The organism is Formosa sp. L2A11 (genome assembly GCF_009796865.1).
GTDB lineage: Bacteria > Bacteroidota > Bacteroidia > Flavobacteriales > Flavobacteriaceae > Formosa.
The window spans coordinates 71,669-94,906 of record NZ_CP047028.1 but is presented as its reverse complement, the minus strand read 5'-3'; the positions used below and the strand labels follow the sequence as shown (position 1 = coordinate 94,906).

General features: G+C 30.7%; 24 protein-coding genes. 6 read left to right on the top strand and 18 right to left on the bottom strand.

Annotated elements, in window-relative coordinates; translation table 11 throughout:
* Window positions 1–13: 13 nt before the first annotated feature.
* The 3 genes from GQR95_RS00430 to GQR95_RS00420 form a co-directional block, all read right to left on the bottom strand.
* Window positions 14–952, bottom strand: a complete 939-nt coding sequence (locus GQR95_RS00430; protein ID WP_159021294.1) for a hypothetical protein — start codon at window positions 950–952, stop codon at window positions 14–16.
* Between the two features lie 194 nt (window positions 953–1,146).
* A complete protein-coding gene (locus GQR95_RS00425) occupies window positions 1,147–1,890 on the bottom strand; it encodes a glycosyltransferase family 2 protein (protein WP_159021293.1) in 744 nt (247 codons plus the stop codon).
* A gap of 95 nt (window positions 1,891–1,985) precedes the next feature.
* Window positions 1,986–2,363, bottom strand: coding sequence for a PH domain-containing protein (locus GQR95_RS00420; protein WP_159021292.1), 378 nt, complete (start codon window positions 2,361–2,363; stop codon window positions 1,986–1,988).
* Window positions 2,364–2,686: 323 nt separating this feature from the next.
* On the opposite strand from GQR95_RS00420, the gene GQR95_RS00415 reads away from it, so the two are divergent.
* From GQR95_RS00415 to GQR95_RS00405, 3 genes are read left to right on the top strand one after another with little or no spacing between them, the layout of a single operon-like run.
* Window positions 2,687–3,340, top strand: coding sequence for an HAD family hydrolase (locus GQR95_RS00415; RefSeq protein ID WP_159021291.1), 654 nt, complete (start codon window positions 2,687–2,689; stop codon window positions 3,338–3,340).
* Between the two features lie 15 nt (window positions 3,341–3,355).
* A complete protein-coding gene (locus GQR95_RS00410) occupies window positions 3,356–3,718 on the top strand; it encodes a CidA/LrgA family protein (protein WP_159021290.1) in 363 nt (120 codons plus the stop codon).
* Window positions 3,719–3,727: 9 nt separating this feature from the next.
* Entirely contained in the window at window positions 3,728–4,435 is a 708-nt protein-coding gene (locus tag GQR95_RS00405; protein WP_159021289.1) for an LrgB family protein, read from the top strand.
* A gap of 97 nt (window positions 4,436–4,532) precedes the next feature.
* On the opposite strand, the gene GQR95_RS00400 is transcribed toward GQR95_RS00405, so the two are convergent.
* From GQR95_RS00400 to GQR95_RS00380, 5 genes are all read right to left on the bottom strand, one after another.
* On the bottom strand, window positions 4,533–5,219 hold the full coding sequence (locus GQR95_RS00400; RefSeq protein ID WP_159021288.1) for a DUF4369 domain-containing protein: 687 nt from the start codon (window positions 5,217–5,219) through the stop codon (window positions 4,533–4,535).
* Between the two features lie 51 nt (window positions 5,220–5,270).
* The gene (locus tag GQR95_RS00395) at window positions 5,271–6,536 is read right to left on the bottom strand and encodes a DUF819 domain-containing protein (protein WP_159021287.1); all 1,266 of its coding nucleotides are present in this window, start codon (window positions 6,534–6,536) and stop codon (window positions 5,271–5,273) included.
* 203 nt (window positions 6,537–6,739) lie between these two features.
* Window positions 6,740–7,672: an alpha/beta hydrolase gene (locus tag GQR95_RS00390; protein ID WP_159021286.1), complete on the bottom strand. Its 933-nt coding sequence runs from the start codon at window positions 7,670–7,672 to the stop codon at window positions 6,740–6,742.
* Window positions 7,673–8,031: 359 nt separating this feature from the next.
* Window positions 8,032–8,595, bottom strand: a complete 564-nt coding sequence (locus GQR95_RS00385) for an alpha-ketoglutarate-dependent dioxygenase AlkB (protein WP_233265962.1) — start codon at window positions 8,593–8,595, stop codon at window positions 8,032–8,034.
* A 35-nt stretch (window positions 8,596–8,630) separates the two neighbouring features.
* A complete protein-coding gene (locus GQR95_RS00380) occupies window positions 8,631–8,990 on the bottom strand; it encodes a MauE/DoxX family redox-associated membrane protein (RefSeq protein WP_159021285.1) in 360 nt (119 codons plus the stop codon).
* 44 nt (window positions 8,991–9,034) lie between these two features.
* Here GQR95_RS00380 and GQR95_RS00375 point away from each other — a divergent pair, with 44 nt between their 5' ends.
* A complete protein-coding gene (locus tag GQR95_RS00375; RefSeq protein ID WP_159021284.1) occupies window positions 9,035–9,700 on the top strand; it encodes a M15 family metallopeptidase in 666 nt (221 codons plus the stop codon).
* A gap of 391 nt (window positions 9,701–10,091) precedes the next feature.
* Here GQR95_RS00375 and GQR95_RS00370 read toward each other — a convergent pair whose 3' ends face one another.
* The 4 genes from GQR95_RS00370 to GQR95_RS00355 form a co-directional block, all read right to left on the bottom strand.
* A complete protein-coding gene (locus GQR95_RS00370) occupies window positions 10,092–11,330 on the bottom strand; it encodes a DEAD/DEAH box helicase (protein WP_159021283.1) in 1,239 nt (412 codons plus the stop codon).
* A gap of 82 nt (window positions 11,331–11,412) precedes the next feature.
* A complete protein-coding gene (locus GQR95_RS00365) occupies window positions 11,413–13,668 on the bottom strand; it encodes an FUSC family membrane protein (RefSeq protein ID WP_159021282.1) in 2,256 nt (751 codons plus the stop codon).
* 56 nt (window positions 13,669–13,724) lie between these two features.
* Window positions 13,725–14,120 carry a hypothetical protein gene (locus GQR95_RS00360; RefSeq protein ID WP_159021281.1) on the bottom strand — a complete coding sequence of 132 codons (396 nt, stop codon included), beginning with the start codon at window positions 14,118–14,120 and terminating at the stop codon, window positions 13,725–13,727.
* Window positions 14,121–14,208: 88 nt separating this feature from the next.
* Window positions 14,209–14,577: a 6-phosphogluconate dehydrogenase gene (locus GQR95_RS00355; protein ID WP_159021280.1), complete on the bottom strand. Its 369-nt coding sequence runs from the start codon at window positions 14,575–14,577 to the stop codon at window positions 14,209–14,211.
* A 391-nt stretch (window positions 14,578–14,968) separates the two neighbouring features.
* Between GQR95_RS00355 and lpdA the strand changes: the two genes are divergently transcribed.
* Complete coding sequence (lpdA, locus tag GQR95_RS00350; protein WP_159021279.1) at window positions 14,969–16,369, top strand: dihydrolipoyl dehydrogenase; 1,401 nt, start codon at window positions 14,969–14,971, stop codon at window positions 16,367–16,369.
* Window positions 16,370–16,497: 128 nt separating this feature from the next.
* Here lpdA and GQR95_RS00345 read toward each other — a convergent pair whose 3' ends face one another.
* The 6 genes from GQR95_RS00345 to GQR95_RS00320 form a co-directional block, all read right to left on the bottom strand.
* Window positions 16,498–16,986: a threonine/serine exporter family protein gene (locus GQR95_RS00345; RefSeq protein WP_159021278.1), complete on the bottom strand. Its 489-nt coding sequence runs from the start codon at window positions 16,984–16,986 to the stop codon at window positions 16,498–16,500.
* 1 nt (window position 16,987) lies between these two features.
* Window positions 16,988–17,755: a threonine/serine exporter ThrE family protein gene (locus GQR95_RS00340; RefSeq protein ID WP_159021277.1), complete on the bottom strand. Its 768-nt coding sequence runs from the start codon at window positions 17,753–17,755 to the stop codon at window positions 16,988–16,990.
* 107 nt (window positions 17,756–17,862) lie between these two features.
* Complete coding sequence (locus tag GQR95_RS00335; protein WP_159021276.1) at window positions 17,863–18,270, bottom strand: hypothetical protein; 408 nt, start codon at window positions 18,268–18,270, stop codon at window positions 17,863–17,865.
* A 282-nt stretch (window positions 18,271–18,552) separates the two neighbouring features.
* Window positions 18,553–19,344, bottom strand: a complete 792-nt coding sequence (locus tag GQR95_RS00330) for a S1/P1 nuclease (protein ID WP_159021275.1) — start codon at window positions 19,342–19,344, stop codon at window positions 18,553–18,555.
* A 16-nt stretch (window positions 19,345–19,360) separates the two neighbouring features.
* Entirely contained in the window at window positions 19,361–20,716 is a 1,356-nt protein-coding gene (locus tag GQR95_RS00325; RefSeq protein WP_159021274.1) for a DEAD/DEAH box helicase, read from the bottom strand.
* Between the two features lie 41 nt (window positions 20,717–20,757).
* Entirely contained in the window at window positions 20,758–21,648 is an 891-nt protein-coding gene (locus GQR95_RS00320) for an aldose 1-epimerase family protein (protein ID WP_159021273.1), read from the bottom strand.
* A 216-nt stretch (window positions 21,649–21,864) separates the two neighbouring features.
* On the opposite strand from GQR95_RS00320, the gene pabB reads away from it, so the two are divergent.
* A complete protein-coding gene (gene pabB / locus GQR95_RS00315) occupies window positions 21,865–23,157 on the top strand; it encodes an aminodeoxychorismate synthase component I (RefSeq protein WP_233265961.1) in 1,293 nt (430 codons plus the stop codon).
* Window positions 23,158–23,238: the final 81 nt, after the last annotated feature.

Sequence of the window (23,238 nt, the reverse complement as noted above, 5' to 3'; positions counted from 1 at the left end):
TAGCAGTCATTCTTTAATGTGTTGCTAATGTTTTTTTATCCGGATTAACATAAATTAAATACGTTATAAAAAAGGGCATACAAAAGATAAAGTAAGAAATATCCATTTTACTATTAATATACGAGGTTACAAATCCATAATTAACTAAATAATAAATTCCGTAAATTAATATTGCAATAAAAAGACTTAAACCGCTAAAGAAAAATTTATCTGTTTTTGTTTTTACTAAAAAAGTTAAGAATATCGCTATTATAATAAATACAATTGTATATGCTGTGGGAATTAAGAATGATGACTGAATAATAAAAGGATTCATTTTAAAAAAATCGTCAGGATAAAAATAAATAAAAGGAATAAAAGTAGCTGTAAATGCTATAAAGGCAATTGAAAGAAAAAGAAATATGTTTTTAAAAGTAATGTCCTGATTTACTAAGCTTGATAAAAAAAAGATAACGTAGGGTAGGATATAAACACTTCTTGTAGATAGTAATAAACCGGTTAATAAAGCTAATCCGTAAAATTTTAACGTCGTCTTATTGTCTAAATTTATAAAAGCATTTAGTACTAGTAAAACAAGCATTGTAAAGGTGAATAAATTACTTCTAGTTGTAATTTCCCAGATCATATAAGCAGAAGTGAACATGTAAAAAATTAAGAAATTTAGATGTTTAGTCGCTGTCGTCTTTTTTATTAGTATTACGGTTACTATGCAATAGCCTAAACTACTTAATAAACTTAATTCTCCTATATAATGAAAAGGTGCTGCAATTAAATAATAAATAGGCATTGGGCCCGGATAATTACCTCTATGCGATTTTGCAAAGTAAGGATAATTTCCGTTGTAGAGTTCTGTTAAGAATGACGAAATAACGCTCCATCTATCTACCATTAAAGTCTCTAAAGGGATTTTAAAATAACTTATAATTGCTACTCCTATTATAAGTCCCAGCAAACCGTAGCAAAAAATGTTCTTTAGCTTATGTGGTAAGGTTATCTTATTGCTAAACTTAAAAGCAAAACATTGAAAAATTAATAAAATTATTGAAATTAATAATCCGTACTCCGAATATCTTGAAATGTATTTGTACAGAAAAATAAAATTAATAAATATTAAAATAAAAAAAGAGATATTAATTTTTAAGCTTTTCATTTTACAAATATTTTAGAAGTAATATTTAATTTCTTGGCTAAGAAATATTGAATAGAAGTTTTAACAACTCCTAAACCATAAATACAACTTCTTTTTAAATTGATTGAAGAGGCGTCTTTAAAGTATTTTGTAGGACAAGTAATTTCTGCAATATGATGGCCTTTAAAACATATTTGTGCAAGTAACTGATTGTCAAAAATAAAATCGTTAGAATTAGCATTAAAATTAATCTCTTTTAAAACTTCTGAAGAAAACGCTCTATAACCGGTATGGTATTCAGACAGTTTTTGACGCATTAAAATGTTCTGGAATAGGGTAAGAAATCTATTAGAAATATATTTATACATTGGCATTCCGCCATCAAGTGCGCCTCTGCCTAGAATACGAGAACCTAAAACAACAGGGTAAACCTCGTTTGCAATTAAGTAACACATAGAATGAATTAATTTTGGAGTGTATTGGTAATCGGGGTGTAGCATTACTATAATGTCTGCATTTAAATCTAATGCTTTGTTGTAACACGTTTTTTGATTTCCGCCATATCCTAAATTGTTTTGATGTTGTATAACATGGTTTATACCAATTTTGTTTGCAATGTCTAATGTTTTATCACTGCTAAAATCATCTACCAAAATAACATCGTCTATGATTTCAAAAGGAATTTCTTTGAAGGTTTTTTCAAGTGTTTTTTCTGCATTAAATGCAGGAAGTACAATAACAATTTTTTTATTGTATATCATTATGGTTTTGTAATTGCTAACTAAAATTTGTTAAAAGTAAACAACATTTATAATGTTACTAAAATACATTATTTGTAATAAAAGCTGCTTATAAATTACATCACTTTTTGAGCAAGATATTTTTGTACCTCGTATACATTAATACTTTTATTAAATTTTTTGCTTACCGAAGGTAAATTTTCACTCGAAATCCAAATTTTTAATTCAGCATCCAAATCAAAGGTTCCTGCTGTTTCTAAAGAAAATCTAGAAATGCTTTTATAGGGCATAGATCTGTATTCTTGTTTGCTTCCAGTAAGACCTTGTACATCTATTAATATTAGGCGCTTATTTGTAAACATAAACGTATCTCTTAGTAATTTAAAGCCTAATTCGACTGCTTCACCGTCAACAAGTAATCGCCTGTATTTTTCGTTTAATTGCTCGGGAGAAACTTCAGAAGCATTTCCTAATATTTTATTGAATAATCCCATAATGTATTGGTTTCTGTTTAAAAGATTTGATTACACTTAGTTGTAATCTTAATCTTTCTTACAAATATATTTTTTTTATAATAAATAAACGCTGATTTTTTAACAGGATTCAAGTCGTATTGATGAGTAAATTCAGAAAAAAATAAAATTAAAAGTCATAAAAAATGAATATGATTAAAAATCAATTTATTTTGATGCAAGAGTTATAAAACGGGCTAAAACAATTGATTTAAAGCCCTTTTTTAGTATATAAATCGGTATTTTTGATTTGTAAAATAATCACATCTCATGTGACTGTTTTACTTCGAAATATATTTTTGTTTATGAAGTATGAAGCAGTAATTTTCGATTTAGATGGCACGCTTGTAGATTCTATACAAGACCTAGCCGACGCTATGAACATCGTTTTAAAAAACAACAATTTTCCAATCCATTTACTTAATTCTTATCCTTCATTTATAGGACATGGAATACGCACTTTAGTAGAAAGGGCATTGCCAGAATCTGAAAGGAATGAAGCTGCAATTAACACTTATTACAGCCAAATGATTGCCGTTTATGCAGAAAATTGTACAAATAAAACACATGCATATAATGGTATTTCAGACTTATTAGATGCGCTATCTGAAAAAGGATTAAAATTAGGTGTGTTTTCTAATAAAGCTGAAGATTTTACAAAGCGCGTTGTTGAGGTTGTATTGTCTAAATGGACATTTGATGCTGTTATCGGATTAACCACAGAAGTTCTTAAAAAGCCAAATCCATTAAAAGCCATTCAATTTAGTGAAGCTATTGGTGTGACTCCCGAATCTTTTTTATTTGTAGGCGATTCTGGTGTAGATATGCAAACAGGTACAAAAGCAGGTATGCACGCTGTTGGCGTATTATGGGGTTTTAGAGACGAAAAAGAATTACGTGCTAATGGTGCCAAAACAATAGTAAAGCACCCTTTAGATATATTAAAAATTTTAGAATAAATAATTATAAGTTATATGAGACAAGTTGTAATAATTACGGGATGTTTACTTTTTGGTGAATTTTTCGTGTATCTCACAGGCGTTAAAATGCCATCTAGTATAATAGGTATGTTGCTTTTAACCGTGTCTTTAGAAATGGGATGGGTAAAATTAGAATGGGTTCGCGGTTTAAGCGATTTTTTAACCAAGAATATGGCTTTCTTTTTTGTCCCACCAGGTGTTGCTATTATGCTGTATTTAGATTTGATTCAGGCTTCTTTTTGGCCAATAATTGTATCATCTACCTTAGGAACAATAATAGTTTTTGCGTGTACAGGTTGGACACATCAATTGTTTCTTAAGCACAAAATAACATTTAAAAAAAGTAAAAAATCTTAGTTTCAAATTATGAATGCTATATTAAATTCAGAAATTTTTATTCTCACCTTAACTTTTGTAGCCTATTTTTTGGCTCAAGGGATACAGAGAAAAACGAAATTAATTTTCTTAAACCCGGTTTTAGTTGCAATTATATTTATAATTGGTTTTTTAACTGTTTTTAAAATTGATTTCGAGTCGTATCATCAAGGAAGTAGAATGATAGAATTCTTGCTAAAACCTGCAATTGTAGCGCTAGGCGTTCCTTTGTATCAGCAACTAGGAAAAATCAAGAAACAAGCTATTCCTATTATTGTATCGCAATTAGTAGGTTGTATAGCCGGAGTTGTATCTGTAGTCTTAATTGCTAAAGCTATGGGAGCTCCAAAAGAAATTATATTTTCTATTGCTCCAAAATCGGTAACAACACCCATCGCCATCGAGGTGTCTAAAACTTTAGGAGGTATTCCGCCGCTTACAGCATCTGTTGTTATTTTATTTGGAATATTAGGTTCTATTTTTGGATATGAAATCATGAAAATATCTCGTATAAAAAGTTCTATCGCTCAAGGAATTTCTATGGGAACGGCTGCCCACGTTTTAGGAGCTTCAAAATCTATGGAAATTAGCGGAAACTTTGGTGCATTATCTAGTATTGGCCTTATTGTAAATGGAATTTTTACAGCCTTTTTAGCGCCTTATATTATTGCCTTCTTAGGAATTTGGATCGATTTCTAGATTGAAAAAACGAACTGTTCTAAACGAACATATTAGGTATAAAAAAAGGCTTCACAAAATGTGAAGCCTTTTTTATAATTTTAAAAGAAACTTATGCCTACTTAATACTTTCAATATATGTTTCTAATTGTTTACCGTATTTAGAAGCTTTAACTTCTGGAGTAAGCGATACATTTATCGTGTCTAACCATTTTATGTTAGCATCATAAATTTCAGAAAGAGCTAAATAAGGTGCGATTTCAGAGTCTTTATGGTTTATAGCATAGTTAACAGTAAATAAGTATTTACGTTTAATTAGACTTGCATCGGATTTATTAATTTCGTCTATTTTAACAGAGTCTTTTGCTTTAGCAGCTTCAAACTTATCTTTAATTAAATCTAAACGGGCATTTTTAATTTTTGTATTAAAGGCATTGTAATCGTCTAAAAGCGCTTGATTTTTAGAACCAGATATTTTAGCATCTACAATAAAATGTTTCAATGTTGTTTTTATATCTATTAATCCAGCTTCAGCAAAAAAGGGTACACGTTCGTAAGATTTATCGTGCTTGTTTAATACTAAATAATAAATTTCAGGAGAATCTACTTGTCCGTGTAATTCAAAATTTTCATTACCATTAATTTTTATAGAGTCGATAGCAATTAAAGTTGAATCTTCTATTTTTTGAAGGTAAACAGTTCCTTTTTTTAAACCTTTAACATGTGCGTTTACCGTTAAGTTTCCCTGATCTTTTCCGCATGAAACTACGATGAGTAAAAGGAGTAAAATAGATAAGTTTTTCATTTGTTTTATTGAATTTTGGAAAGCAAATATCTTATAATTATTTGTTAAAAACTAGTTCACTGCTACGATTTTCATTAACTCAGTACAAAGAATAGCTCCATAAGTACCCACAACATAACCAAACACGGCTAAAAGTGCTCCTACAGAAGCTAAAGAGGGATGAAATGCAGCCGCAACAACAGGAGCAGAGGCGGCACCACCAACATTGGCTTGACTTCCTACTGCTAAGAAAAAGTATGGTGCTTTTATAAGTTTGGCAACTATTATAAGTAAAACGGCATGAATAGTCATCCAAACCAAACCAATTAAGATTAATCCTGGGTTCTCGAATAATTTAGTTAAATCCATTTTCATTCCAATGGTTGCTACTAATATGTAAATAAAAACGCTTCCAATTTTACTTGCTCCGGCGCCTTCATAAGTTTTTGCTTTTGTAAAGGATAATACTATTCCTATAATTGTTGCTAGTGTAATTAGCCAGAAGAAACTACTACCAAACGATGATAACGGACTTTTGATATCGCTTACTGCTTTGAAATGTTCTGTTAAAAAGGATGAAATAAATTCTGAACCAAGATGAGATATTCCTACTGCTACAAAGGCAAATACAATAATCATCATGTAATCATTTAGCGTTGGTATTTTAGTTGTCTTATCTCTAAATTTTTGAACCTTCTTTTGTAATTCTTCTATTGCTGTATTATCTGCTTTTAACCATTTGTCTATACTTTCACGTCTACCAATTCCTAATAGAATTAAAGCCATCCAAAAATTAGCAATTACAATATCTACTAATACCATACCACCATATAATTCTTGATTATACTGGTAAATTTCTAACATTGCAGCTTGATTTGGTCCGCCACCAATCCAGCTTCCCGCAAGTGTAGAGAGTCCGCGCCATACTGCATCGAAACCTGCGCCTCCTACGGTTGTTGGAGAAACAGCCGAAATAAGTAAAATAGCAATAGGTCCGCCTATTACAATACCAATAGTACCCGTGAAAAACATAATTAGAGCTTTCCAACCTAAATTAAAAATAGCTTTTAAATCAATACTAATAGTCATTAACACCAAAGCTGCAGGTAAAAAATAACGACTAGCAATAAAATAGGTTTGCGAACTGTCTGCAGAAATAATCCCTAAAGAGTTAAAAATGGCGGGTATTAAATAACACATTAATAAGCCAGGAATGTACTTGTAAAATGTTTTCCAAAACCTGGTTTTTTTAGCTTCTGTATAAAATACGAATCCAAGTGAAAGCATTAAAATACCAAACACAATGGCATCATTAGTAAATAGGGGTGTGTTTTCCATAAAAAATTGTTAAAGTTGCAAAATAGCAAATTTGAGCATTAAAAAAAAGGAGTTGGTTTTAAAGTTTGGCACGAAGATTGCTTTTTAAATATCAATTATTATGATAACAAATATTAGAGTGTGGTTACTTTAATATTTTAGTAATAATTTTTCATATTGGTTGGTTAGTTAGTGAAAAAGCATCCCTAGAGGATGCTTTTTTTTTACTTATTATTTTGAATAAACTGAACAATACTAGTAACCAATTCAGGAGCTATTTCGCGTTCTGGTTCGTTATAAGATTTAGAGTTTTCTGTACTTTCTCCTTCAATTGTAGCAAATATATGATTCATGTTTTTTATCAGTTTTATAGATGCTTGAGGTGCAGCCGCTTTTAGTTTATTTGCATCTTCTTCTTTTACCTGTAAGTCTTTAGTTCCGTTTATAATTAATATGGGAATTTTTAATTTTTTTATTTCCTCTTGAGGATTATAGCTCATCCAGTTTGAAATAAAAGGTTGTACATCTATATTAAAGATAGAAGCCAAAGCAGCAGGAAAATCTGTAGTAGTCTGTCCGGTTTTTAAAATAGCAAATACTTTTTTAGAGTCTTCAAGATACATTGGTGCATTAGTGGTAAGTTGTTGTATAATAACCTGATCTATGGGTTCGCCTGGACCTGAAATAGAAATGTAACCGTCGGCTTTATCTTTAGAGATTATCATACCTATTAAACTACCCTGACTGTGACCAATAACATAGATTTTATTAAACGTGTTTTTAGATTTAAAATAGTCTAATACATCTTTTGCATCGCTTATAAAATCATCGAATGTAATAGATTTATCAATGTTGTTATGCTTTAATTGCTTTACAATACGCTTATCGTATCTAAATGAGGCAATATTATTTAGAGTAAGTTGTTGTGCTAATTTTTTAAGCGAATTATTTTTTAGGAAACTTTGGTTTCCATCTCTGTCTGTAGGTCCTGAACCTCCAATAATAATGGCAAGATTTGGTTTTGGTGTATTTAATGGTGTTAATAATGTACCATCAATTAGGTTTGTTATACTAAGATCTTCTGTATTGAATTGTTTTTCTTGGGCATGTACAATAAGCGTACAGACTAAGAGTATGAATAGAATTTGATATTTCATAGTATTGAAAAGGGCTTTAAATAGATTGCAAATCAGTGTTTTATCAAATTTAAACTAATAGGTTATAATCAAATTAAAAATCTTAAAATTATTTCTATTCAATATAATCTGTATTGTAAGTTTTTACTTCTATTAAAGGCTATTTTTGTTAAAATAAAATGTATTTCATCGAAATAAGGCGTCGTTTGTCTGTGTTTTTGAATTTAAGTTTTATTTTTACAGTGTACTAAAATTATTTTAGTAACGGATTAATTAATTAATGTTTGCATTGAATAGTTAATGAGGATTCCCAAATCTAACTACATTATATAGCATGCAGATAATAGAAAACCGTGGTTGAGGGACCTCGGTTTTTTTATTTAATAAATTGTTCTAAAAGTTAAATTAATTCGTTTTCCAATCTTCTTTTTAGTTTTAGGAATTTGGTGCAGCCAATGCTGTTGGGTTTCGCCTTTCATGAGTAATAAACTGCCATGGTTTAAAGTTAACTTTTGCTTTAGGCTATTATCTTCTTTATGTTTAAGATGAAAGATTCGCTCTGCTCCAAAAGATATAGAAGCAATTACAGGATGCGTTCCTAGTTCTTTTTCATTATCTGCATGCCAACCATTACTGTCTTGTCCGTCTCTGTATAAATTGCATAAACAGCTTGTAAATTTGTGATGTGTTTCTGTTTCAATTTTAATCTTAATATCTAATAATGTTTCAGAAAACGTATTGGGTTTCATCTGTATTCCTGAATATGTATATGGTTTCTCATTATTGCCATATAAAGCGGTAAGTCGTGGCTGAGGATGTGTTTTTCCAAATAAAGAGATGTTATCTTGTTGCCAAGCAATAGAATTTAAAAGTGAATTATATAATTGATCTGCTTCGGTAGGAGAGAAGAATTCGGGAAAATAGATTACTTCTGCATCTTTCATGTTTAAAATGATGGGGTCATTTCCAAACAACATCATTATATGTTTAAATAAGAATATGCCCAATACATTAATACAAACTGAAGTGGAATACGAGTAATTAAAATCCATTTCGGAATTCCTGCTCCGTTTTGTTCATTTTTCAGCATATAAAAATGAACAAGTAAAAACACCAATAACATAGCGATAATACCATAAATAGCAATGGTTTTTAAACTAGGAATGCACATAGAAATACCTAAAATAATTTCGAAGACACCACTTAAAGCAACCAATACTTTTGGATTTGGTAAATAATTTGGCATGATTCTTAAATAGGTTTTAGGCTTTACAAAATGTAAAATTCCGGCCACAACATATAAAAAAGACATGAGATATAAATGCCAAGGATACAACATAGAAGAAAATAATTTTATCTAATTTAGCGCTAAATCTCGATGTCATGAAATTTAAAGTTGCCTTTTTATGTTTACTAATAAGTGGTTCTGTTTTTGCACAATTGCCTAAAGGGTTTGTGTATGTAAATGATGTAGTGCCAAGCATACAGTTGGAATTGCGCTATTGTACTGATTATAATTTTGTTGGAGAACCTATTTATGGCTATTATAATGCTGTAGGTATTGTTACTGCAGAAACCGCTGAAGCTTTAAAAGCTGTTCAGGAAGAACTAGAAACTAAAAATTTATCTCTTAAAATTTACGATGCTTATAGACCACAAGAAGCGGTAAATCATTTTATAAAGTGGGCAAAAAATGTAAATGATACATTAATGAAACCTTATTTTTATCCAGATGTAGATAAACACTATTTGTTTAGAGATGGTTATATTGCCTCTAAATCTAGACACAGTAGCGGGAGTACAGTAGACTTAACTATTGTAAATGCAGAAACTGGTGAAAACCTGGATATGGGATCGCCTTTCGATTTCTTTGGAGAACCTTCTTGGGTGGTTTATGCTAATTTAACAGCAGATCAAAAACAAAACAGAATACTATTACAACGTGTTATGCAAAAGCACGGATTTAGAAGTTATAGTAAAGAATGGTGGCATTTTACATTAAGAAATGAGCCTTTTAAAAATCAGTATTTTAATTTTCCTGTAGAGTAAAAGATTATTGCTTAGTTATGCAATATTAAAAAATTACAACTGTTAATCTCTATAATATTAAATCCTTATTTAATGAGTAAAAAAAGATGGATTAAACCTACAATTATCACAGTTATAGTTGTTTTAATTGCTATTAGTTTGTTCTCGATTTACGTAATAAGTACAGTTGCAGGTTTATGTTAACTAAAAAAATCTAGAATTAAGTTTAAAAGATGTTACTTCTACTTTGTTAGAAATGGCAAAAAAATATCGTTAGAATAACGTTTCGAATAATAAAATTTATTCAACGGTTTAAAAGGAAGAATAATAACTAAAAAACGAGTAATCTTTTTCATGAAAAAGATTACTCGTTTTTTAATTTTTTATTGTTTTCCCTTCAAAATGAAAGGAATTAATACCAACGTTTCTTTTTCTTCTTAGAAGCTTCAGATTTACGTCCTTTTTTATATTTGCTTCCGCCTTGTTTTTTGTGAACTTCTGGTTTTGCTTTAGGATCAAGAAGGTAGGGATGATCTTGTTCTACAGCTATTTCTTTTTGAATAAGTTGCTGAATAGATTTAATATACATTTTCTCGTCTGCAGAGCAAAAAGAATAAGACATTCCTGAATTTCCTGCACGACCTGTACGTCCAATACGGTGTACATAGGTTTCTGGAATGTTAGGAATATCGAAATTAATAACAGTGTCTAGACTATCAATATCTATACCACGAGCAGCTACATCGGTTGCAATTAATATATTTGAATCACCATTTTTAAAATTAGTTAAAGCGGCTTGTCTGTCTTCTTGTGATTTGTCACCATGAAAACTTTCAACCTTATAACCATTTCTAGTTAAGGTTTGTTCTAATTTATCGACACCAAATTTTGTACGTCTAAAAATTAGCATGTTTCCTTTTATTGTGTTTCTTAGTAAGTGTAAACACAATTCTATTTTTTTAGGTTTTGGTACGTAAAACAATAATTGTGAAACGCTTTTTGCAGCAGAAGACGTTGGAGAGACTTCTATACGTTCTGGATTTTTTAAAATTGTATTTGCTAACTGCTCAACTTTAAAAGGCATGGTTGCCGAGAATAATAAAACTTGTTTTTCGTCAGGACAAAGGCGTTCTATTTTTTTAACATCGTCTATAAAGCCCATGTCTAACATTAAATCGGCTTCATCTAACACTAAAGTCTGAACAAAATCTAAATTAACAATATCTTGTTTATGTAAATCTAGCAAACGACCTGGTGTAGCAATTAAAATATCAACCCCTTTTTTTAAGTCCGCAATTTGTGGTTCTATAGCAGTTCCTCCAAATACAACTGTACTTGTTAGATTGGTGTATTTACTATATTTTTTGAAATTCTCTTCAATCTGAATTGCTAATTCTCGTGTTGGACTTATAATAAGTGCCTTAATTTTTTTTCCACGTTTAGGCGCGTCTTGATTATCGAAAAATAATTGAAGAATCGGTAATGCAAAAGCAGCCGTTTTTCCCGTTCCGGTTTGTGCAGATGTAATTACATCTCGCCCTTCTAATACAAAAGGAATAGTTTTTTCTTGAACCAATGTTGGTTCGTTATAACCAGATTCGGCAATAGCGCGTAAAAGCGGTCTGTTAAGGTGTAAGTCTTTAAACGACATAGATTTAATAAATAAGATTGCGGCAAAGATAGTGTAAAAGCCAAGAGAAATAGTGACTTTGTATTAATTAGGTAAAATGAGATTATATTTGGTTAAAAACCTTCACGTATTTTTCGGTCGATTTTTTTAAATTTTCCGAAAGACCTTTTAGCCAAATAAGTTGATTATAAATTAAATAGGCTTCTTGTAAATCGTTTAGTAATGCTTTGTCGATTTTCGTTTTACCTTTTTCAATTTCTTTATTTCGTTTTTTTGATAGCTTCTGAAAGTTATACAACAGTTTGTCTTCAGCTTCAGTAATATCAATGTCTTCATCTAGTGACTTTGGCTCTTGCTTGTTTAATAAAGCGAATGTATAATCTAAATTCCTTTTAATATGATTGATAAAAGTATCAAACTGTTTTGAAGCATCTCGCGTATCATGATTCTGAATAAAACTTCCTAAAGATGCTACAGCAGCCAAAAACGTATGATTTAAAGTTACAATACTATAAAAGAGATCTAATTCGATTTGCTTCGATTTAGGATCTTGTGTCATTCTTTGGAATGCCGCATTTAAGTTGGCTACAGCCAAAAAGGCTTCCTTTCTTGGTACTTTATAGTTTATATTATCGGTTTTTTTACTGTGATATAAATTTTTAGTTGCAATTAAGTAAATGGTATTATTCTTAATCACAGATTCAATCACATCATTTAAGTTTTTATATTCCCAATTTGGCCATAAAAAGTAAGTTGCACAAAGCGAAATTAAAGCACCTATTAATGTATCTATAACCCTGAATTTTACAACATTCATGGCATTAGGATCTAGTAAGGCATATACAAATATAATGTACATGGTAATAAAGGTAGCACCAACTCTGTAATTTTGCTGAATTAATGAAAAACCAAACATAAGCGATACAGCAGCTAAAACGGCATATACAGCTGGGTTGGAAGTGAGCATAATAATTACTATCGCAAAAATGGCTCCACTAAGTGTACCTATTATTCTGTTTTTTGTACGCTCTTTTGTCAATCCATAATTTGGACGCATAATCACGATTATGGTTAAAATAATCCAATATGCATTTCTAATTTCAAAAAATTGCCCCAGTAAAAAAGCAACTAAAATAGAAATGGTTAAACGTAATGTATGTCTAAAAATAGGTGATTTTAAACTGATGTTTTCAAAGTAAATAGTGGGAGAATACTCCTGAGATGTAATAAACTGAACCGCTTCTGTGCTTTTTAATTTTAAATTTGAGGCATTATTTACATTAGCCATAACACGTCTTATAGCTCGTATTTCGTAAAGTAATTTTTGCTGATAATCGTATAAATTATGTAACATCATGGCGCCTTCTCTGGCTTTAGGAAGTTGCACATCGTCTACGTAATGTTTAATCCCTTTAGATGCTTTATTTAGCGCTTTTAGTAATTTGTTTTTTGTTGGAATTTTGCCTCCTTTTATAACAGATTCAGAAAGCATTATTAAATGATTTCCCATTACAAAATTAAAATTCTTAAAGGGTTTTAAATGTTGTTTGCGTTCGCTAAAATGGGTGTTTATTTTAGCGTAATCTAGATTGTTTGCGAGTGCTAATTCAAAAATATCTACAAGAGAAATAAAAATTAATAATCGTTTTTCATCAAAATGAGAACGTCCAGAGCGCTTACGTTCTGTAAGTAACATTTCTCTTAGAGTTTCATGCTTTTCACTAATTTGGGTTTGAAGTGAAAATAATTGGTTTTGAAGTTCTGTTTTCTTTGCTTTCTTTGTGAGCAGCTTAGCTCTAATTTTAAGATACTTTCCTGTTAATAGTAGTGTTTGCGAGATAACCTGATCTTCATCTTTTTTAGGATTTATCCAATGCGAAAACAAAGAAAAAAGTAAATACCAAAGTCCACCACAAGCCGTTAAAGCCGTATGAATTAAAATTTCTGAAGGTGTTTCTTTTTTTACACCCAAAGCAATAACTATAGCTAATAATCCGGAAAATGCAATTAAGGAACCTCTAAAACCATAAGCAGAAATTAACGAAATAAATAAGGTTAATATGGTAAGTAGTACAATTAAAGTGGGTAAAAAAGGTTTAGCAAAAAGGATGGCGCCAGTGGTAAATGTTGTAATAATTACACTAAGTAATATCCCCTTTATTTTACGCTTTAAACTGCCAGGAATATCACTAGGTGCGTTTAAAAATACACCTATGGCAACAGATGGGGCATAGGCAAATATGCCGATGCTGTAAAACAATAATAAGGGAATGAGGATAGAGAATGTAATAAGCAGACCTCTGTAAAAATTGGATCCCTTAAAGAATAATTCGATTGATTTTAAATAGTCCTCTACCATGTGTGTAATTCATGAGTAAAGATAACTTACAAAAGTTTTATTTCAATATAATAATTCTAGTTTTTTACAGATTGAATCTTTCTAAATCTAAGAGCATTCCAATGTTCAGAAAGTTCGATTTTACGAATAGGTTGTAAACTATAATCTTTAATTTCGTCCCAGGCGTCGTGGTTATACAGTTCTAAAATGTAAGATTTAGAAGTTTGCTTCGGGTAGGCAATCCAGAAAATAGAATCGTCTGTAAGTTTAGGGAATAGTGTTATCATTTGGTCGAACAATTCTTTTTTATTCGTCACAAATAATACAGCGCAAGACACGCTAGATGTTTTTATAAGAGAACCTATTACAGGACAATCTAAACAATTTGTGATTTTAGAAAATTCTTCTGGTTCGTTTAATACCAAAACTTCATCTTGTTTATATAGTTTTAATCTTTGAATAATTGTTTCCATAACTTTAAATTGCTGATTGTTTTAAAGTTATGAAAAATATAAAAGAAAGTCTAATAAAATTTAATTCAGTTTTTATATTCGAATCAGATTAACGATCACCTATATGAGGTGATTTTTCAGGAACAACTTCTGTTACAAAATGATTACTATCTCCCCATATAAAAAAGGTTCTGTAACGTTCTGTGTATTTAATTTTAACGTATTGTCCTTGTAATTCGTTTAATTTTTCAATGACTTTTTTGTCATCATCTAGTATAGAAAAAGAAAAAATTTGAGCCCCGCTAATTCCTTGGCTTATTTCGCCTTCCCAAGTTTTAAAAAACACTCCTTTTTGACTTATTTTTATAAGTTCGCCAGCTCGAGTACCAGTACTGTAAGGGACATAATAAATAAAAGCCATGTATGCAGAGGCTATAACTGCTAAGCCTAAAACGACTAAAAATAATGTTTTCTTCATTAAAAAAATATAAGGTATATAGAGTAAAACTAATGTATTTTTTTCATTCAGCACAGATAATTTTTTATTTGTGTTTAATTAATCTTTTTAATAACATAACAAGGTTTTTTGTTAATTATAAATTAAGGTAAAAATCAATCAATCATTATTTTATATAAAATGGCAAGTCTGTAATTTGTAGCATAATATTATTCTGTAATCAGTAATAATGTTCTGTTTTTAAATGTAATAGACACGATTTATATAGATTAAACGAACATATTGGTTCAAATAGGTGTTTCATTGAATATTTATGAAAAAATAGCTTAAAATTTTAATGATCTTAACTTATTTAAGCTGTCTAAATTTGTATTTTTGTTAACCATATAAAAAAAGAATCAAAAATAACTTTATGAATTCATACGATGTAGCCATTATCGGGGCAGGACCTGGAGGATATGTAGCAGCGATTCGTTGCGCACAATTAGGCATGAAAACTGCAATTATAGAAAAATATTCAACACTTGGAGGAACCTGTTTAAACGTAGGATGTATTCCTAGTAAAGCGCTACTAGATTCGTCTCATCATTACGAAGATGCTATTAAGCATTTTGAAGCACACGGTATTGAAATACCTGGTGACGTGAAAGTGAATCTAGAAAAAATGATAGAACGTAAGCAATCTGTTGTAGATCAAACTACAGGTGGGATTGACTTCTTGATGAAAAAAAATAAAATTGATGTTTATCAAGGTATTGGTGCATTTAAAGATGCGACTCATATTACAATATCTGGAGAAGAAACTACAGAAATTGAAGCAAAAAACACAATTATTGCAACAGGAAGTAAGCCTTCTAATTTACCATTTATCAATTTAGATAAAGAACGTATCATTACGTCTACTGAAGCTTTAAAACTTAAAGAAATTCCGAAACATTTAATCGTAATTGGTGGTGGTGTTATTGGTTTAGAATTAGGTCAAGTATATAAACGTCTTGGTGCTGAAGTTTCTGTTGTAGAATTTATGGATCGTATTATTCCTACCATGGATGCGGGTTTATCTAAAGAGCTTAATAAAGTATTGAAGAAACAAAAATTCAAAATTAATATCTCTCACAAAGTAAAATCTGTAGAGCGTGTTGGCGATGAAGTTATTGTTAAAGCAGATAATAAAAAAGGAGAAGAAGTAGAATTTAGAGGTGACTATTGTTTAGTATCTGTTGGACGTCGTCCATATACAGATGGTTTAAACGCAGAAGCTGCAGGAGTAAAACTTACAGACCGAGGACAAATTGAAGTTAACGATCATTTACAAACTAGTGAATCTAACATTTATGCCATTGGAGATGTTGTAAAAGGTGCTATGTTGGCTCATAAAGCAGAAGAAGAAGGTACATTTGTAGCTGAAACTATTGCGGGCCAAAAACCACATATAGATTATAACTTAATTCCTGGAGTTGTTTACACATGGCCAGAAGTGGCGACTGTTGGTAAAACAGAAGAGCAGTTAAAAGAAGCAGGAGTTGAATACAAAGTTGGATCTTTCCCAATGCGAGCTTTAGGTAGAAGTAGAGCAAGTATGGATTTAGATGGATTTGTAAAAATTCTTGCAGATAAAACGACTGATGAAATTTTAGGAGTACATATGGTTGGTGCTCGTGCTGCAGATATGATTGCTGAAGCAGTTGTAGCTATGGAGTATAGAGCTAGTGCAGAAGATGTATCTAGAATGTCTCATGCACATCCTACATTTACAGAAGCGATTAAAGAAGCGGCTTTAGCTGCAACAGGAGATCGTGCTTTACATATTTAAGACTATTTCTTATAAATATACAAGCGACCCATTTGGGTCGCTTTTTTTATGTTTTTATAATAAAAATGTACGTCTTAACATTTAAATATGGATTTGTATTATAATCTATAAAGTAGCGTTAAGAGTTTTTATTTTTCAATTTTTTTAACAGTGTTTTTTCTTAATATAAGTAGAGGTAGTGATATGCCTATTGCAATAGAGATTAATATAAAAACCATGGTAAAACCGTTAGAAACCATATCTGTAATTAATGCCGCTTTTTTAGTTTCATCTTGTTCAATAATTAAAAAGTTCATAATGGCTAAAATCGTTTCGTAAGCAAAGTATCCTGGAATCATGGGGATACATGGAGGAATACAAAACACAACTGGCGGATGATGAATTTTATGAGCAATTGGCATGCCAATACAGCCTATAAAAAGAACACCCACAAAAGTTGCTAGAATAATACTCACTCCAAAATGTATTAAAGTAAATTTTATTATCCCTGCAAGAAAGCCTAATGCGAAAACACTAAGTATAGTTGATTTTGGAATATTAAATAATATACCAAATCCAACAGCTGCAATTCCAGACCAAATAGAAACTTCAACAAGTTTTAAAAGTAGTTCTGTCATGCTAGTTTAAATTAAAAATTATCATTGAAACAAATAAACCTAAAGCAATTGCTAAAACCATCATAGAGCCTGTTGTAAACCGAACTAATCCATTTATAATATTATTATCCATAAGATCTGTAAATGAATTTATTAAAGGTACGCCGGGTACAAGGTATAAAACAGAAGTTGCTAATGCTGTAGACGGTTTTGCTCCGATATTTAATTTAACTCCAATAGAAGCTATAGATGATGCTACAAGAGAGCCTATAAAAATTCTGAGATAGACATTAAAGTTTTTTCTATGTGTCCATTGTAAAACGAGCAAACCAATAAAGGTACTCACAAAAGATACAAGCATATTTAAATAATCTCCTTTAAAAATATTACAAAAACCAGCACCAGCAAAACTAACCGCTATGGTAACTATAATTTGAGGATATCTTTTAAGTTGTTTTATTTTTTTAATTTCCTCTGTAATTTTATTCGGCTTCCAATTATTTTTTAAGGCTTCCCAGCTTATTTTACTAATAGCAGAAATTGCGGCAAAATTAATTGCTAGTCCTGGAATGTTTTTTACACGCGTACAACTTTCTAAAGAATCTTCTTTGTACAACGTCATGATTAAACTTTTCTGACTGATAAAAAATGAGGCGCTATAGCCTAAGCTATCTGCAAAACGTTTAATGTTTAAATTAACACGAATGGTATTAGCTCCAGAAACCATTAATAATGATGCGATTTCTAAAAGTAGGGTAGTAGATTTTATTATTTCTTTTGAAGGATCCATATCACGCAACAATTCAGTTTACTCGCGAATTTAACCTTTTGTTTAGAATAAATTAAATGATTTAATATTTTTTAAAATAAGTTAGAATTGGTCTAATTATAGTACAATTAAGCAGATATTTGTTTGTGCTTCATTAAATTTTTCTTGGATTGCTTAACTATAGAATTAGCCCAGACTTTTGCTTCATAAATAATTTGAAAAGTAGTGAATATTTTTTTTGAAAACATACACTCTATTTTAGTATTATTTAAAGCTGTAGGGATATGTGTTACAATAGCAAAACCAACTAAATTTTCAATTTTTGAAGCCTCTAAATATACTACAGGATCTACAGAGTAAGAAGAGTCTCTAATAGAAACGTAAGCAAATGGTAAACCTTTATAATGTTCTTTAGCTATTTTTGCTAGAATCTCACAGTCTTTGATAGTAATCATTGCGCCCTCATTAATTTGTGATAACACATAATTATCATAAAGCTTTACTGATCCAAAATCATATGTAAGTAAACGTTTCATTTTTAAGGTTTAAAAAATTGATTTAATAGCTAAAGTGTATGATACAAAGGTATTAAGATTAAAAATAAAAAAATAGGTTAATATATTTTAATTGTTTATCTTACGTTTTTAGTCGGTAAATGGTATTTTTTGTTAAGAAAATATTGTTTTTCGCAACATGTCAGGCGATTAAGTTTTTTAACTTGGTTAAAAAATATGTTTTATAAAAACTAAAAGACAACAAAAAAGCCAATGTAAATATTTTACATTGGCTTTTTTGTATTGTATAATTAATCTGTTTTACTAGAAAATATCGTTAAGCAATTTTGCTAAGCGAATACCTCCTTTTTGAAGTTGAGAGCGTGCTATTGTTAGATTGTCGTAAGCATATTTATAGCTTAAGTTATCTCCCCTTTTTACATTCTTATAAACTGTGTTTGCTAAAGCATGAGATTCGTTTACCCAGTCGGTAATTGTTCCTGCTTCTATAACTTTAATTTGTTCTTTAGATAAAGCATCTGCATTAGATGCTAATTCTGTATAACTCATATTATAGCCTTCAAGCATATCGCTATCCCAAACGCGGTGTAAATTGGTGTCTTTCCCCATCCATTTTACTTTAACATCGTTTCCGCCTTTATCTTCAGCTAATCCTGCATGCATAGGCTGGTGAATATCTCCAATAATATGAATTAATAATTTTAGATAAAATGCCTTATCATCATCACTTGCATTTTTATCTTTTAAAATTTTAATGCAATATTCTGCGCCTGTAACGGCATCTCCTTTCGGATTTTTTTCAGAGTCTTCGTAAGATTCATTGGCTTTCATATTAACATAATGCCAAGTATAGAATTCTCTATAACGATCGTCAGATTTTATTTCATCTCCAAAAGTAGACACAAAAGATAATGAATGTCTTTTTAATAGCTTTTCAATAGCACGTTTGGTGCTTCCTTTTAAATAAGTGTCTGCAATTTTACCAACTACACGGTGACCTGTTGGTCCCCATTCTGGAGCTGGTTTTACATTGGCTTGTATTGGTGCAATTATTAAAAGGGCAAAACTAAGTAATGCAATATATTTTAATTTCATAATTGTGAAATCTAACTTATTTTTTGAATTTGTTATTTTTATTGTAATTTTTATCTCCTCGTGTTTTAGGCTTCTTGTATTTTTTAGCTATTTCACGACGGTAAGAACCTCCTAAGTTTTCTTTACTGTTTTTTTCTGTCTTTTCGTGAAAGGCAGGACCAGGAGCATCTTGGTCTTTACGTTTTGTTGGGTTATTACGTTCTTTAATTTTAACGCGTTCCTCTTCAATTAATTCTGTAGATATTTCTACGTCTTCAGGAATTTCTGTGAAAGGAATTTTCATTTTCATTAATTCTTCAAGGCGCTCTAAGGCATCTTGTTCTTTAACTGTAGAAAATAAAATAGAATGTCCTTCGCGTTCTGCACGACCTGTTCTACCAATTCTATGAATATAGTTTTCAGGATAATCTGGTGTGTCAAAATTAATAACATGTGTAATATTATCAATATCTAAACCACGCGCCATAACATCTGTAGCAACCAAAATACGATTTTCTCCATTTCTGAATTGTTCGATACTTCTTAAACGGTAATTTTGTGTCTTATTAGAATGTATCACACAACTTTCTTCGCTAAAGGTCTCGTCTAAAGCTTCAAAAAGGCGATCTGCCATGCGTTTAAATCCAACAAAAATTAATACTTTATTAAACGTCTCTTTATCTTGAAGAATAGCGTTTAGCAAGTTAACTTTAGTATAAAAGTTAGGGACGTTGTAGCGTTCTTGCTCAATATTATCTAAAGGTGTTCCCGAAATGGCTATAGATACACGTTGTGGAGATATAAAGAAATCGTCAATTAAATCGTCTACATCTTGCGTCATCGTTGCCGAAAACATAATGTTCTGGCGACGTTCTGGAAGAATATCAAAAATATTAATTAACTGATGTCTAAATCCTAAATCTAGCATCACATCAACCTCATCAATCACTAATTTCTGAATCGATTTTAATTGTAATACTCGGCTCACTGCTAAGTCGTAAAGACGTCCAGGAGTAGCAACTAATATATCTACACCTTGAGCAATTTGCTGTTTTTGTGTATTAATATTTGTTCCTCCATATACGCCTAAAACACGCGTGTTAATGTATTTTGAAAGTTTTTCAATTTCATCAACCACTTGAACAACTAATTCTCGAGTAGGAACTAGAACTAAAACTCTAGGCGTATCTTGCTTAGAAAATTTTAGGTTTTTAAGAATAGGGAGCATGTAGGCAAAGGTTTTTCCTGTACCAGTTTGAGCAATACCAACTACATCTTTTCCAGAACTTACCACTCCAAAAGCTTCTGCTTGTATAGGAGTTGGTGTTGTAAAGCCTAGATCGTCTAGTGCGTTGTATAATGGGGTATTTAAATTTAAATCTTGAAAATTCACGTATTGTAATTTAGTCTGCGAAGTTAGGACTATTATTCCTTTTAAACTAGATGCTTTTTGTCTATTTCAATGGTGTAAGCGGCTTTAAATGTTTGTTTTGCCGCTAAAGTTTGAATTCCTTCTTTGCTTTTAAAGTCCTGATTATGGTTTTCGTTGTCGGCAATTCCTAACCAAGGTTCTATACAAACATAATTAGCGTGTGGTTTTGCCCAAATGCCTAAATATGGAAAACCAGGATAATCTACGGTTAGTATGGTGCCGTTAATTTTACTTTTTAAGGCTACTTTTCTAGATTTTAAATCTTTAAAAATTAAAGCATCTTCATTAAATAAATCGTAGTGCAATGGTATGGTACTACTTTTTGTTATAACCGGAAAAGTGTTGTCTGTAACAAGTCCTAAATCCATATTTAAGGCATAAGATTCAGCGGTTTCTTTCTGTTCAAATTCTAAATAATAATCGGTGTAAGCTTCATCTTTGTACACAGGACATTTAAAAGCAGGGTGTCCGCCAACAGAAAAGTATAATGTTTTATCGTCTAAATTTTCAACAATATGAGAGACTTTTATAGTATTATCTGTCAATTGGAACGTGATTGTAAACTTAAATTTAAACGGATATTTTTTTAAAGACGCTTCACTATATAGTAAAGAGAATGCAAGTCTTGTTGGTGTTTGTTCTTCTAGCTTAATATCTGGATTGTGTCTTATAATACCATGTTTAGTCATATTATAAGATTGGCCTTCAAAAATCATGGTGTCGTCTTTTAACGATCCAATTATAGGAAATAGATTAGGTGCAAAGTTTTCCCAAATATCCGGATTTGCATCCCACATAAAGGTATTAGTATTGTTTACGGCACTAATTTCGCAAAGTTCTGCACCTGTTTGTTTTACTGCAATTTTTAATAATTTATTTTCTAAAGTATACATTTAAAAAGGGTATTGATTAACTGTTGTCTTGCTAAATTTATTTCTGCATCTTATTCGTGGAATAACTAAAATCTGTTAAAGTGAGATCCGGAAACAAGTTTAGGTAACAATATATAAAGCCAATTATATTTATTAGTTAAAAGGTTTAAACAAAAATACAAATCTGATTCTATTTTAAAGAAACTAACTAACTTTACATCTAAAATTTTTTACAATTTGCGCCACATAACAACCAGACATATTCCGGATATAACAGACTTTAAGCAAAAACTTTTGCATTGGAGCCAACAGTTCGACGAGGTTGTTTGGATGGATTCTAACCAATATAATACGTTGTATTCTAGTTTTGATGCTATTTTGGCAGTAGATGGATTTACAAGTATACAAACAGATTATTTAGACGCTTTTAATAAATTACAAGAGTATCAGGAATCTACTAAAGATTGGATTTTTGGGTATTTAACTTACGATGTTAAGAATGGCATGGAACGGTTAAAATCTGATAATTTTGATGGTTTAGACTTTTCTGATGTGTTCTTTTTTCAGCCAAAAAAAATATTTATTATAAAAGGGAATCAGCTTGAAATTCAATATTTAAATATGGTTGATGATGAAGTTGAATCTGATTTTAAAGCGATTTGTGAATTTAAGAAGCAAGAAACGGTTTCAGAATCTAGTCCTATAAAAATAAAATTACGCATTCATAAAGAAGCTTATTTTGAAAAGGTAAATAACATGTTGGCACATATACATCGTGGCGATATTTATGAAGCTAATTTTTGTCAGGAGTTTTATGCCGAAAATGCCAAAATTAATCCGTTAGAGACCTATTTAAAATTAAATTCTGTCTCTAAACCACCATTTGCAACCTTTTTAAAACAATACGATAAATTTTTAATGTCTGCTTCTCCAGAACGTTACATTAAAAAAGAAAACAAGACTATTATTTCGCAACCTATAAAAGGTACTGCCAAACGTTCTGAGCATGTTTTAGAAGACGAACAATTAAAACAGAATTTAGAACATAATGAAAAAGAACGTGCCGAAAATATAATGATTGTAGATTTGGTACGTAACGATTTATCTAAAACCGCCATTAAAGGATCTGTTACTGTAGAAGAGCTATGTAAAGTGTATACGTTTCCGCAGGTCCATCAAATGATTTCTACGGTGACTTCTAAAATTTCTGAAGACACAAAACCCGTCGATGTTTTAAAAACAACATTCCCGATGGGAAGCATGACTGGAGCTCCTAAACTGTCTGCTATAAAAATTATTGAAGATTTAGAAGCAACCAAACGCGGCTTATATTCAGGAACTGTTGGCTATTTTACACCAGAAGGCGATTTCGATTTTAATGTCGTTATCCGGAGTATTTTGTATAATCAGTCTAAAAAATATGTGTCCTATTCTGTTGGTGGTGCCATTACGTCTAAAAGCAATCCCGCAAGCGAGTATGAAGAATGTTTGGTAAAAGCTAAAGCGATGCGAGACGTTTTGGAACGTTAGATGTGTTCTTTATTAATTTTTTAATCCTCAAAAAAAAGATCTAAAAGTATATTAATTTTAGATGTAAAATTGATTGATATT

What these genes read in the sequence shown, in the direction of transcription:
- GQR95_RS00365 (WP_159021282.1), bottom strand. Translation starts at nt 13,668, where the DNA reads ATGGTAGAGGACTATTTAAAATCAATCGAATTATTCTTTAAGGGATCC.
- GQR95_RS00335 (WP_159021276.1), bottom strand. Translation starts at nt 18,270, where the DNA reads ATGAAACGTTTACTTACATATGATTTTGGATCAGTAAAGCTTTATGAT.
- GQR95_RS00395 (WP_159021287.1), bottom strand. Translation starts at nt 6,536, where the DNA reads ATGGAAAACACACCCCTATTTACTAATGATGCCATTGTGTTTGGTATT.
- GQR95_RS00360 (WP_159021281.1), bottom strand. Translation starts at nt 14,120, where the DNA reads ATGGAAACAATTATTCAAAGATTAAAACTATATAAACAAGATGAAGTT.
- GQR95_RS00425 (WP_159021293.1), bottom strand. Translation starts at nt 1,890, where the DNA reads ATGATATACAATAAAAAAATTGTTATTGTACTTCCTGCATTTAATGCA.
- GQR95_RS00405 (WP_159021289.1), top strand. Translation starts at nt 3,728, where the DNA reads ATGAATGCTATATTAAATTCAGAAATTTTTATTCTCACCTTAACTTTT.
- GQR95_RS00380 (WP_159021285.1), bottom strand. Translation starts at nt 8,990, where the DNA reads ATGTTGTATCCTTGGCATTTATATCTCATGTCTTTTTTATATGTTGTG.
- GQR95_RS00390 (WP_159021286.1), bottom strand. Translation starts at nt 7,672, where the DNA reads ATGAAATATCAAATTCTATTCATACTCTTAGTCTGTACGCTTATTGTA.
- GQR95_RS00375 (WP_159021284.1), top strand. Translation starts at nt 9,035, where the DNA reads ATGAAATTTAAAGTTGCCTTTTTATGTTTACTAATAAGTGGTTCTGTT.
- GQR95_RS00410 (WP_159021290.1), top strand. Translation starts at nt 3,356, where the DNA reads ATGAGACAAGTTGTAATAATTACGGGATGTTTACTTTTTGGTGAATTT.
- GQR95_RS00330 (WP_159021275.1), bottom strand. Translation starts at nt 19,344, where the DNA reads ATGAAATTAAAATATATTGCATTACTTAGTTTTGCCCTTTTAATAATT.
- GQR95_RS00355 (WP_159021280.1), bottom strand. Translation starts at nt 14,577, where the DNA reads ATGAAGAAAACATTATTTTTAGTCGTTTTAGGCTTAGCAGTTATAGCC.
- GQR95_RS00385 (WP_233265962.1), bottom strand. Translation starts at nt 8,595, where the DNA reads ATGAAAGATGCAGAAGTAATCTATTTTCCCGAATTCTTCTCTCCTACC.
- GQR95_RS00400 (WP_159021288.1), bottom strand. Translation starts at nt 5,219, where the DNA reads ATGAAAAACTTATCTATTTTACTCCTTTTACTCATCGTAGTTTCATGC.
- GQR95_RS00415 (WP_159021291.1), top strand. Translation starts at nt 2,687, where the DNA reads ATGAAGTATGAAGCAGTAATTTTCGATTTAGATGGCACGCTTGTAGAT.
- GQR95_RS00340 (WP_159021277.1), bottom strand. Translation starts at nt 17,755, where the DNA reads ATGGATCCTTCAAAAGAAATAATAAAATCTACTACCCTACTTTTAGAA.
- GQR95_RS00320 (WP_159021273.1), bottom strand. Translation starts at nt 21,648, where the DNA reads ATGTATACTTTAGAAAATAAATTATTAAAAATTGCAGTAAAACAAACA.
- lpdA (WP_159021279.1), top strand. Translation starts at nt 14,969, where the DNA reads ATGAATTCATACGATGTAGCCATTATCGGGGCAGGACCTGGAGGATAT.
- GQR95_RS00420 (WP_159021292.1), bottom strand. Translation starts at nt 2,363, where the DNA reads ATGGGATTATTCAATAAAATATTAGGAAATGCTTCTGAAGTTTCTCCC.
- GQR95_RS00370 (WP_159021283.1), bottom strand. Translation starts at nt 11,330, where the DNA reads ATGTCGTTTAAAGACTTACACCTTAACAGACCGCTTTTACGCGCTATT.
- GQR95_RS00345 (WP_159021278.1), bottom strand. Translation starts at nt 16,986, where the DNA reads ATGACAGAACTACTTTTAAAACTTGTTGAAGTTTCTATTTGGTCTGGA.